This is a genomic window from Nonomuraea zeae, assembly GCF_005889725.1.
Taxonomy (GTDB): Bacteria; Actinomycetota; Actinomycetes; order Streptosporangiales; family Streptosporangiaceae; genus Nonomuraea; species Nonomuraea zeae.
The window spans coordinates 18,386-28,897 of record NZ_VCKX01000156.1 but is presented as its reverse complement, the minus strand read 5'-3'; the positions used below and the strand labels follow the sequence as shown (position 1 = coordinate 28,897).

General features: G+C 73.1%; 6 protein-coding genes. 3 read left to right on the top strand and 3 right to left on the bottom strand.

Annotated elements, in window-relative coordinates:
- Positions 1-92: 92 nt before the first annotated feature.
- From ETD85_RS37665 to ETD85_RS37655, 3 genes are all read right to left on the bottom strand, one after another.
- A complete protein-coding gene (locus ETD85_RS37665) occupies positions 93-1,805 on the bottom strand; it encodes a hypothetical protein (protein WP_138694605.1) in 1,713 nt (570 codons plus the stop codon).
- Positions 1,806-1,932: 127 nt separating this feature from the next.
- Positions 1,933-4,167: an Orn/Lys/Arg family decarboxylase gene (locus ETD85_RS37660; protein WP_138694604.1), complete on the bottom strand. Its 2,235-nt coding sequence runs from the start codon at positions 4,165-4,167 to the stop codon at positions 1,933-1,935.
- 51 nt (positions 4,168-4,218) lie between these two features.
- Positions 4,219-5,157: an acyl-CoA desaturase gene (locus ETD85_RS37655; protein WP_138694603.1), complete on the bottom strand. Its 939-nt coding sequence runs from the start codon at positions 5,155-5,157 to the stop codon at positions 4,219-4,221.
- A 217-nt stretch (positions 5,158-5,374) separates the two neighbouring features.
- Between ETD85_RS37655 and ETD85_RS37650 the strand changes: the two genes are divergently transcribed.
- From ETD85_RS37650 to ETD85_RS37640, 3 genes are read left to right on the top strand one after another with little or no spacing between them, the layout of a single operon-like run.
- Positions 5,375-6,748, top strand: a complete 1,374-nt coding sequence (locus tag ETD85_RS37650) for a cytochrome P450 (protein ID WP_138694602.1) — start codon at positions 5,375-5,377, stop codon at positions 6,746-6,748.
- A 2-nt stretch (positions 6,749-6,750) separates the two neighbouring features.
- The gene (locus ETD85_RS37645; protein WP_138694601.1) at positions 6,751-8,337 is read left to right on the top strand and encodes a peroxidase family protein; all 1,587 of its coding nucleotides are present in this window, start codon (positions 6,751-6,753) and stop codon (positions 8,335-8,337) included.
- Positions 8,334-10,508 carry an alpha/beta hydrolase family protein gene (locus ETD85_RS37640; RefSeq protein WP_240779683.1) on the top strand — a complete coding sequence of 725 codons (2,175 nt, stop codon included), beginning with the start codon at positions 8,334-8,336 and terminating at the stop codon, positions 10,506-10,508. The genes ETD85_RS37645 and ETD85_RS37640 overlap by 4 nt, the downstream gene beginning before the upstream one ends.
- Positions 10,509-10,512: the final 4 nt, after the last annotated feature.

Sequence of the window (10,512 nt, the reverse complement as noted above, 5' to 3'; positions counted from 1 at the left end):
CTCCACCCCGCCCGACCTCGACGCCTACTACTCCTTCGGCATCGACCTGCTGCTGCGCGCGGTGGAGACCGCCGCCCCCGATCCGGCGGGGCTCAGCGCAGGACCTCGACCTGCTCGCCCAGCTCGTTGACCGCCGACAGCGTGGGGCTCCTCCTCCTGGAGACCGCGTACGCGCCCGCCACCGCCCGCCCGTCCAAGGTGAGCTGGACGACCCGCCGGCTCCCGGCCGCGACGTAATATCCCTGGCCCGACGGCGCCCGCCACCAGACCCCCATCGCCACGTCGCGCCGCAGCCGGCTGCAGTCCCACGTGTTCGCCCTGGTCCCGGTCGGGGTGGAGGTGGTGCGGCCCGCCCTGGTGCTGAAGAGCACGCCTCGCACGGAGCTGCCGCCCGTCGCGTCCGTCAGCCGCAGGCAGATCCAGCGGCCGTGCGCGCCCTCGGGCAGCGCGCCGCTCCAGAACTCCCACGCCGTCGCCGACTGGATCTCGCCATCGGGCCGCTCGATCGCGCAGCCCAGGCCCTTCCACGCGGTGAAGCCGCCGGGCACGGTGTCCAGCTCGCTCGGGCCGTAGCGGTTGATCTCGGCGGGGGGCGGCGGCTGGTAGTAGGCGTTCGCCAGCGACAGGCGGCCGAAGTCCAGCATCGTGTACGGCATGCCGTGCGCGATCTCGGGCGCCCGCAGCCGCAGCACCGGGCCCTGCCAGCACCTCCTGCCGGCCAGGGCTTTCACCGGCGCGGTCACGCCGTCATCGACGGCCACCTTCCGCCAGCTCGGCCCCTGGCCGGTCAGCGGCGCGGCCGAGACCTCTCGCACCCAGGGCGGCAGCAGGTACCGGCTGCCCTTGTCCGTGGTGGTGAGCTTGAGCGGGCTGGCCCCGTCCGGCTTGGTGCGCGGGGCCGGGAAGGTGGTGAGCCGGCCGGGCCCGCCCGCCTCGGTGTAGTGGGCCACCTGCTCGCCCTGGCGGATCAGCACCACTGTCGTGCCGTCGATCTGGCCCGCGTACAGGACCTGCCCGTCTGTCCGCCCCCACGCCCGCAGCGCGCGGGCGATCAGGGCCCGGTCGGCGGCCAGCGCGCCCCTGGCCTCCCAGGTGGCCAGGTCCAGGTCCGTGCCCGCCCGCCAGGCGCCGGGCGGCGCCGTGACGGCCCGCGGCACGGCGGGCGAGCGCGGAGCCTTGGCGACCCCGGGATCGTCGAGCAGCGGCACCACCGCCAGCCCGGCCAGCAGGCACACCAGCGCGGCCGCGGGCAGCCCGAGCCGGACCCGCCGGTTCAGCGGCCGGGCGTAGCAGCGGGCCAGCGTCGGGTCGGCGGCGGGCCGGAACATCGCCGAGGCCCCGTCGCCGAACTCGGCCTCCAGCGCGGTGACCGCGGCCAGCGCGGCGGCCGGGTTCGCCACCCGCGCGCCGGCCAGGATCTTGCGCACCTCCTCCTCCGGCCGCCCCTCCAGCCGCAGCAGCGCGTACGCGGCCCGGGCGGCGGGACGCAGCGCGTTCAGCCTCTCGGTGAAGGCGACGTCGGAGCCCCGGGTGAGCGCGGGCACCGCCTCCATCCGCGCCAGCCGGCCGGACCAGGGCATGATCATCTTGTGCAGCGTCACCCGCAGGAGCGCCTTCCGCAGGCCGATCTGGTCCCGCCCCGGGCGGCGGGCGAGCTCGGCGGCGGCCAGCCGGTGGGCGAGCACCAGGCGGCGCTCCTCGCCGATGGCGGGGGAAAGGGTCAGGTAGGCGAGCCAAACCAGGTCACGGTACGGACGCGCCAGGCTCCTGCTGTCTTTGATGGACCGGCGCACGATGCCCCTCACAAAGTGTGACTAAGAGAATGCTTATCGTGACAGCAGGGTAGTTGGAGGACCTTCCGCTTATGGGCCGGATGTGAAAACTGGCGGCCACCACGCCCGGAAGGCGGCCGAGCTGCCGGTCGCGGCCTCCTCAGCGCTCGACCTCGGTGTGATAGCGGCCCTCGCCGTCGCGGTGCGCGCCGTGGATGTCGGTGGCCAGGTCGGGGAAGGAGCGGTCGAAGTCCTCCAGGGCGTGCAGGTAGGTCATCAGCGGGCCGTCGGCGGGCCCCGTCGCCTCGCCGGGCATCAGCATGGGGATCCCCGGCGGGGTGACGACGACGGTGGCGGCCGAGATGCGGCCGGGGAGCTCGGCGAGCGGGACGCGTTCGGTGCGTGCGCGGATCAGGGCCTGGTAGCTGTCGGCGGGGGTGCGCACCGGCTCGGGCAGGGTGGTGAAGATCTGGGTGAGGAGCGTGCCGAGCCCGAGGGCGCGCAGCCGGTCGTGGACGTCGGTGCAGTAGCGGCGCAGCGTGGTGGCCGGCGGGCCGAAGCCCGGCAGCACCTCGGACAGGGGCAGGTCGTCGTCGTAGGCGCGTTTGAAGTCGGTGAGCGCGTCGATCAGCGTGCCCCACTTGCCCTTGGTGATGCCCATCGAGAACAGCACCAGCAGCGTGTGGTCGCCGGTCTTCTCCACCGCGATGCCGCGCCGCCGCAGGTAGGCGGCGACGATCCGGGCCGGAATGCCCCAGTCGAGCGTCCCTTCCGTGGCGTCGGCGCCGGGGCAGGTGATCGTCACCTTGACCGGGTCGAGCAGGCAGTAGCCGTCGGTCAGCCCATCGAAGCCGTGCCAGGCGGCACCGGGCTCCAGCGTCCAGCACGCCGGATCGGCGGCCAGCACGAGGGGGTCGGCGTCGGCGAAGGGGACGGACCGGCCGGTCGCGGGGTCCGTGACGTGGGTGGGCTGCCAGACGCCGAAGTACCAGTCCGGCCGCCGGCCGTCCTCCCTGATGCGGGCGGCCAGCCGCACCATGGCCTGCCGGAACCGGACCGCCTCGATGACGGCCTCGCCCGTCAGGTAAGGGCCGGACGGCCCGTCCATCATCCCCGCCGCCACGTCGAGCGAGGCGATCATCGGGTAGAGCGGGGAGGTGGAGCAGTGCATCAGGTACGTCTCGTTGAGCCGCTCGTAGTCGACCGGCGCGCGTTCGGCCGACCTGACGTGCAGCATCGCCGACTGTGACAGGGCCGCCAGGAGCTTGTGGGTGGACTGGGTGGCGAACACCGAAGGGCGGGACGGCCCCGGCAGCGTCTGCTCGTCCACGGCCATGCCGTAGCGGCCGGCGTAGAGCGGGTTGAAACGGGCGTAGGCGAACCACGCCTCGTCGAAGTGCACCCGGGGGACGCTCTCGCTCAGCAGCTCCGCGACGCGTACGGCGTCGTAGCAGAGCCCGTCGTAGGTGGAGTTGGTGATCACGGCGTAGACCGGGTCGGTCTCGGCGAGAGGATGGCCGGCCAGGCGGGCACGCAGGGTGTCGGCCCGCAGCGCGGCCGGCGGGATGGGACCGGCCAGGCCGAGGCCGTTGCGCTCCGGCACGAGGTAGACCGGCCGCGCGCCGCTGATGGTCAGCGCGTGCTGGAGCGACTTGTGGCAGTTGCGATCCACCAGGGCGGTCTCGTCGCGGGCGATGGCGTGGTGGCCGACGATGCGGTTGGCGGTGGCGTTGCCGTTCATCACGAAGAAGGTGCGGTCGGCGCCGAAGACGCGGGCGGCGTTGCGTTCGGCGTCGCCGACCGGGCCGGTGTGGTCGAGCGGCGAGCCGAGCTCGGGGACGGAGATGGACAGGTCGGTCCGCAGCAGGCGCTCGCCGTAGAAGTCGAAGAACGCCCGCCCGACGGGCGACTTGAGGAACGCGACGCCGCCGGCGTGCGCCGGGGTGTGCCAGGAGTACTGGTGGTGGTTCTGCAGGTCGCGCAGGGCGCGGAAGAACGGGGGCAGGATCCGCTCGGTGTACTCCTCGGTGGCGTGCGCGATGCGGCCGGCGATGAAGTCGGGGGTGTCCTCCAGCGGGAACACGTAGCCCTGGATGACCTCGTAGACCCACAGCGGAAGCTCCTGCTCGGCGGTCATGAGGAAGACCGGCAGGCCGCGGAAGCGCCGGGTGACCGCGGTCAGGACCTGGTCGGCGCCCGGCGCGTCCCAGTCGGCCAGGATCCCGGCCAGCGAGGCGTCGGAGCCGATCACCGCCAGCGCGTCCTGCGTCCGGTACGTCCAGCGCAGCTGGACACCCAGGTGGCCCATCGCCGTGCCGATCCGGCGGACCTGCTCGGCGAGCGCCGTGTCGGCGTCGGGGCGCTCCGCGATCGCGGCGAGAACCGTTCGTTCCATGCGAGCTCCATGGCAGGGGAGGGAAGGTGGCATTGACGGGACCCGGCCGGGTCAGAGCGGGGAGTCCGCGCGGTGGCTGCTCAGGCGGTCGGCGCGTGGCCAGCGCACGCCGTGGGCCCAGCCCGCCCGCTCGAACCAGCGGATCAGCCGCGCGCTGGGGTCGAGCTGGCCCTTGAGCACGCCGTGGCGGGCGCAGGCCGGCTCCACGTGGTGCCAGTTGTGCCAGCCTTCGCCGAGCGTCAGCAGCGCCACCCACCACACGTTGGACGACCGGTCCCGGGTGCGGAACGGGCGGTCGCCGAAGGTGTGGGCGATCGAGTTGACCGACCAGGTGACGTGGTGCACCACGGCGTAGCGGACCAGGCCGCCCCACAGGAACGCGCTCCACGCGCCCGGCCACGACATCGACCACAGCCCGCCGGCGGCGGCCGGGAGCGCGAACGACAGGAGGACGACCATCGGGTAGGCGGCGTCGAAGCGCCGTACGTCCGGGTCGGCCAGCAGGTCGGGCACCCAGTGCCGGCGGCTGGAGCGGTGGCGGGCGGTGTAGAACCAGCCGATGTGCGCGTGCAGCATGCCGCGCAGCAGCGCCAGGCCGCCGTCGCCGTAGCGCCACGGCGAGTGCGGGTCGCCCTCGCGGTCGGCGTACTTGTGGTGGCGGCGGTGCTCGGCGGCCCACAGCGTGAGCGGCCCTTCGACGGCCATGCCGCCGGCCAGCATGAGCGCGATCCGCAGCGCCCGGTTGGCCTTGAAGGCGCGGTGGGTGAAGAGCCGGTGGTAGCCGATGGCGATGCCGAAGATGCTCACCAGGTACATCGCGACCGCGATGGCCAGATCGCGAGGGCCGACGCCCCAGCCCCAGGCGGCCGGCACCGCGAGGGCCAGCAGCAACACGGGCAGGACGATTAGGACGACCAGATAGGCGGCGCGGCGGCCGGTGGTGACCGTCACCGTCTCCGCCGTGCCCGGTCGCGGCATGGGTGACGTCACGTTTCCTCCCATGAGCGGTGCTGGACGATCAGGCTCCCTATTCAACGGCCAGGCCCATGGCGTGCGGCAATGTCCAGACAGTAACGGATCAATTACTCTGAGGAAGCAAAACAATGCGCCCGGTAGTCATGAAGAAGTAGTGTGACGCCTCCCTAGATTGTGATTGCACAAAGTGATCATCAATGTTCACTCCGTCATCAGGTCGGAAGGTCCACGCATGGGTGCTGTCGATCAGGCGACCACGGGCGGCTATCTGGAGGCGTACGACGAGGCGCTGGCCCGGGACCCGATGTCCGCCTTCGGCCTGGTCCGGGGGTGGATGCGTACCGACTGGCGGAGCCTGTTCGCCGAGCTGCGCGAGCACCGCCCCATCTTCGTCACCCCCGCCTTCACGGTCGTGACCCGCTTCGCCGACGTCACCGAGGTGCTCTCCCACGAGGAGGTCTTCTCGGTCCGCTCCTTCGGCCCGCGCCTCGACGCCGCGCTGGGTGCCCCGTTCATGCTGGGCCGGGACGCCACCGCGATGAACTGGCGGGAGAAGGGCCTGATGCAGGTCATGCTCGACCCGCGGGACGCGGCCGACGTGCGCGACCTGACCGGCAGCCTGGCCGACGAGCTGCTCGACGCCGCACGCCGCCCTCCCGCGAGCCCTTCCTCAGACCGTTTCTCGGGCCCTTCTCCAGACCGCCCCTCAGGCCCTTCCTCGTACGGCGGGCAGCTCGAAGCGGTCGGCGCGCTGTTCCGCCCGGTCGCCCTCGGCGTGTGCGCGCGCTATTTCGGCGTGCCCGGCCCCGATCCGCAGACCCTGTCGCGCTGGACGCGGGCCGTCGTCGCCGACGGCTTCGCCAACTTCCTCGGGGACCCGGAGATCCAGGCCGCGTCCGTCCGCGCGGGCGCCGAGCTGGTCGGCTACCTGCGCGACCGCCTCACCGAGCACCGGGCCGCGCTGCGGGCCGGGCGGGAGCTGCCCGACGACGTCTTCGCCCGCCTCGTCCGCTCCTGCCTGCCCGCCGGGACGGGCGTGACCGACGACCGCATCGTGATCAACATGGCCGGCCTGCCGCTGGGCTTCGTGGAGAGCGCGCCCGGGGCCATGGCCGAGGCGGTCGAGCAGCTGCTGCTGCGCCCGGAGGTGCTCGCGGAGGCCGTCGCCGCCGCCGGCGATCCCGACCGGTTCGACCGCTACGTCTGGGAGGCGCTGCGGTTCAGCCCGTTCTTCAAGCTGCTGCCCCGGCTCTGCGAGCGTGACCACGTCCTGGCCGGCGGCACCCCGCGCAGCACGCTGATCCCCGCGGGCACGTTCGTGCTCGCGGCGCCCGCCTCCGCCATGTTCGACGCGGACGTGGTGCCGGAGCCCGAGGAGTTCCGCCTCGACCGTCCCCGCCACCACCAGCTGTTCTACGGCTCCGGCCACCACGCCTGCCTCGGCGTGCACCTGGCCGGCGTGGTGATCGCCGAGACCGTACGCCGCCTGCTGCTGCGACCCGGCGTACATCTGCTCCCGCCACCGGCGGGCCGGATCGAACGGTCACTCGGGATCTTCCCCGACACGTTCGTCCTCGGGCTCGGCGCCGAAGGGCGGGAAGGCTGACGATGGCGGCGAGCCGAGCGAGCGCACGCAGCATCGCCACGGACGGCCTGGCCAACCGGCTCAGGTTCCTGGCGCTGACCAACGGCCGGCCGTTCTGGGAGCTCCTGCAGCGAAGCCGGCCGATCCGGCGGCGGGTCAACGCCGCGCTGATCGACCACGCGGTCCGCGAGATGCCGCCGCGCCCCGAGCCGTTGAGCACCATGGCCGGCTACACCTCATGGGCCTCACTGACCGACCGCACCTACAGCGGCCGGCACCTGCCCCCGATCGCCGTCACCGGCGGGCACCTGCCTGATCCCGAGAGCGCCGCCGACCTGTTCACCCGCGGCGAGTCCATGATCCCCTGCCCGCGTTCCACGGTGCTCTTCGCGTACTTCGCCCAATGGTTCACCGACGGTTTCCTGCGCGGTGACAGCGGCGTCCCGCGCGACCCGCGCAAGAACAGCTCCAACCACCACATCGACCTCAACCAGCTGTACGGCCTCGACGACACGGCGACGGCCGCGCTGCGCGCGTTCGACGGCGGGCTGCTCAAGAGCCAGCTCATCAACGGCGGCGAGTTCCCGCCCTACCTGTGCGAGCACGGCAAGATCAAGCCGGAGTTCGCCCCGCTGAGCGTCATCCGCTTCGACCAGCTCACCGACGAGCAACGCGCCACGCTGTTCGCCACCGGCAGCGACCGGGGCAACATCCAGATCGGCTTCACGATGCTCACAGTGCTGTTCCTGCGCGAGCACAACAGGGTGGCCCGGCTGCTCGCCCGGCAGCATCCGCGCTGGGACGACGAGCGGCTGTTCCAGACCGCCCGCAACGTCCTCATCGTGCTGCTGATCAAGCTGGTCGTCGAGGAGTACATCAACCACATCACCCCTTACCACTTCCGGTTCACCCTGGACCCGCGGCTGTCGGAGAGGCTGGCCCGCGCGTCCTGGCATCGGGAGAACTGGGCGTCGGTGGAGTTCAACCTCGTCTACCGCTGGCACAGCCTGATCCCGTCGCGGCTGTCGGTGGGCGGGCGCGAGCTGCCGATGGCGGAGACCATGGTGGGCGGCGCGCTGATCCCCGGCCCCGGTCTCGGCCGGCTCTTCGAGGACGCCTCCCGCCAGCGGGCCGGCCGCATCAGCCTGTTCAACACCGACCCCCTCCTGCGCGAGGTCGACGTGGCCAGCATCGCCGACTCCAGGGCGCTCGGCCTGGCCCCGTACAACAGCTACCGCGTGCACTGCAGCTTCCCCAGGGTGCGTGACTTCGAGCAGATCTCCAGCGATCGGCGGGTCACCGGCGCGCTGCGCGAGCTCTACCGCGACGTGGACGACCTCGACCTGTACGTCGGGCTGTTCGCCGAGGAGCCCGGGTCCCCCGACGCGATCCTGCCTCCGCTGCTGACCAAGATCATCGCCATCGACGCCTTCTCCCAGGCGCTCACCAACCCGCTGCTGGCGCCGCGGATCCTCAACGCCGCCACGTTCTCCCCGCACGGGGTGCGGGTCATCGCGACCACGCGCACGCTGTCGGACGTGCTGCGCCGCAACACGCCCGAGGACCCGAGCCCCCGCCTCGTCGGCATGTCCTGGCGACCCCCGTCATGAACGGCCCGAACGACCCGAGCGGCCCGAGCGGCCTGAGCGACCCCAGCGGTCCGGTCGCCGAGCCGCTGCGCGCGGCGGCTCGTGAGCTGGTGGACATCGCGGTCACCATCCAGGACGCGGCGGCGCACGCCACGGCCGCGCTCACCGACGGCGCGCTGCTGCGCGCCCTGCCGCAGGCTCCCTCGGCGGCCCGCCCCGCCTACCGCGCGCTGCTGCGGGCCACGACGAACGGTCAGGGCCTCGGGTACGCCTTCACCGGCGGCCGGCCGGCCACCGTGGCCGCCAAGGCCGGCGCCATGCTGGGGGCCGAGAGCCTGGCCGTACGCGTCCTGGCCACCTCGCTGCGGCTGCGCGTGGCAGCCGTGGCGGTCGATCACCCGGAGCTGACCGGCGACCCCATGCTCGCCCGGCTCATCGAGGCGGCCGCCGCGGACCGCGACCTGGAGGCTGTCCGCGCCCTGCGCGCCCTGGTCAAGGACCGCGGCGCGGTGCACGCCCTCAGCCGGCTCGCCCCGGTCTTCGGCGAGGTGCTCGCATTGCGTGCGCTGCTGGATGAGAACCCGCTCAACGACGCCACCGCCTGGCTCATCGCGACGGGAAAGGGCTTCGCCACCGCCGACCCGATCACCGGCATGAGCAACCGGGCCGTCGCCGCCCTCGACACCGGAGAAGGCGCCGCGCGCCGGATCGAGCTGACCGCGGAAGAGTCCGCCCGGCTGAGCATCCGAGGGTCGCTGCTCGGCTTCCTGGGCAACCTCAGCACGATCGGCACCACCGGCCGGGTGCTCATCCAGAGCGTCGAAGGACCCGACGGCGTGCTCCGCCACGTACTCCACGCGCCGGGCATGCGGATGGGCCGCCCCGACAGCCGATCACCCCAGGACCTGCTCGGCGCGTTCAGCAGCGCCGTCCTGGCCGCCAGCCCCTACAGCCGCGCGCTGGCCAAGGCCGTCGCCGACTACGGGCTGCCCCGAGGCGCCGAGCTGGCGCTCGTCGGGCACAGCGCGGGCGGGGCGGCGATCATGAACCTGGCGCAGGATCCCGACTTCTGTGCCCGTCACGTGGTCACCCACGCCGTCGCCGTCGGCTCGCCCGTCGACTTCAAACGGCCCGCCGACCCGCGCACCTGGGTGGCCAGCATCACCAACCAGCACGACATCATCCCCACCCTCGACGGGCAGGGCGCCGGCACCTGCTTCGACCTGCACCCCAGCTGGTACGTGGTCGACTACGCCGACTCCACCCACCTGTTCCCGGTCTGCCACAGCGTCGAGCGCTATCTCGCCAACCTCGCCGACGACCTGCCCGAGGCTCGCGAGCACATCGACGAGCAGCTGACGCCCTTCAGGGGGCAGGTCGTGCGCTCGCAGGCGTACCTGCTGTACGACCACCCGCCGGAGCCGGCGGAGTTCCCGTTCCTGACCGTGCCCACCCATGCTGTGGACGGTCCCGGGGGGACCGCCGAGCTGCCGATCAGGTGCCGTGACGGCAGCGCGCTGACGGCGTACTTCGCCGTGCGCCAGGAAGCGGCGGCCGGCCTGCTGGCGGGCACCGGGCTCGGACCCGCCGTGCTGGTGGCGGGCCGGGCACTGGTCGCCGTGCACGTCGCCTGGCACCGGCGCACCAGCGTGGGCGGCTATCGGGAGCTCCAGGTCGGCGTCGTCGTGCCCGGCCCGTGGCGGCGGCGCGCCCGCCTCCCGGCCTGGCCCGATCTGCTGCGGAGGGTGGATCTGCGCCGCTCCGGCAGCTTCCTCGTCGGCTCCGCGGCCGACACCGCGACCGTCCACGCACTCGGGCCGCGGCTCTGGGGCGGCGAGACGTACCTGACGCCTCTCGACCTCCGGCTCAGTGCCCGCTCCGTCCAGGTCGTCGCCGACCAGATCCTCACGCTGGGCGGGCGGCTCGGGCCCGGGCTGCCCATGAGCGATCCCGGCCTGGTCGCTTACGCCCGCGAGGCCGGCGCCGTGGTGCGGTCCTGCGTACGCGTGCGGGGGCGGGCCCGGCTGCACCCGGCGCCGCTGCTGCGGCTGGTCGTCGAGCCGCAGTCGGCCCACCCGCTGGCCGGCCTCCTCCGCGAGCTGGGCCTCGACAGCGCCCACCCGCTGCTGTGCCTGTCGGCCACCACCCGCCAGACACTCCGGGACACCGCCGTCCCGGTGCCACCCGCCTGACACT

Coding starts and splice junctions, on each gene's coding strand:
- ETD85_RS37660 (WP_138694604.1), bottom strand. CDS start 4,167: ATGGAACGAACGGTTCTCGCCGCGATCGCGGAGCGCCCCGACGCCGAC.
- ETD85_RS37650 (WP_138694602.1), top strand. CDS start 5,375: ATGGGTGCTGTCGATCAGGCGACCACGGGCGGCTATCTGGAGGCGTAC.
- ETD85_RS37645 (WP_138694601.1), top strand. CDS start 6,751: ATGGCGGCGAGCCGAGCGAGCGCACGCAGCATCGCCACGGACGGCCTG.
- ETD85_RS37640 (WP_240779683.1), top strand. CDS start 8,334: ATGAACGGCCCGAACGACCCGAGCGGCCCGAGCGGCCTGAGCGACCCC.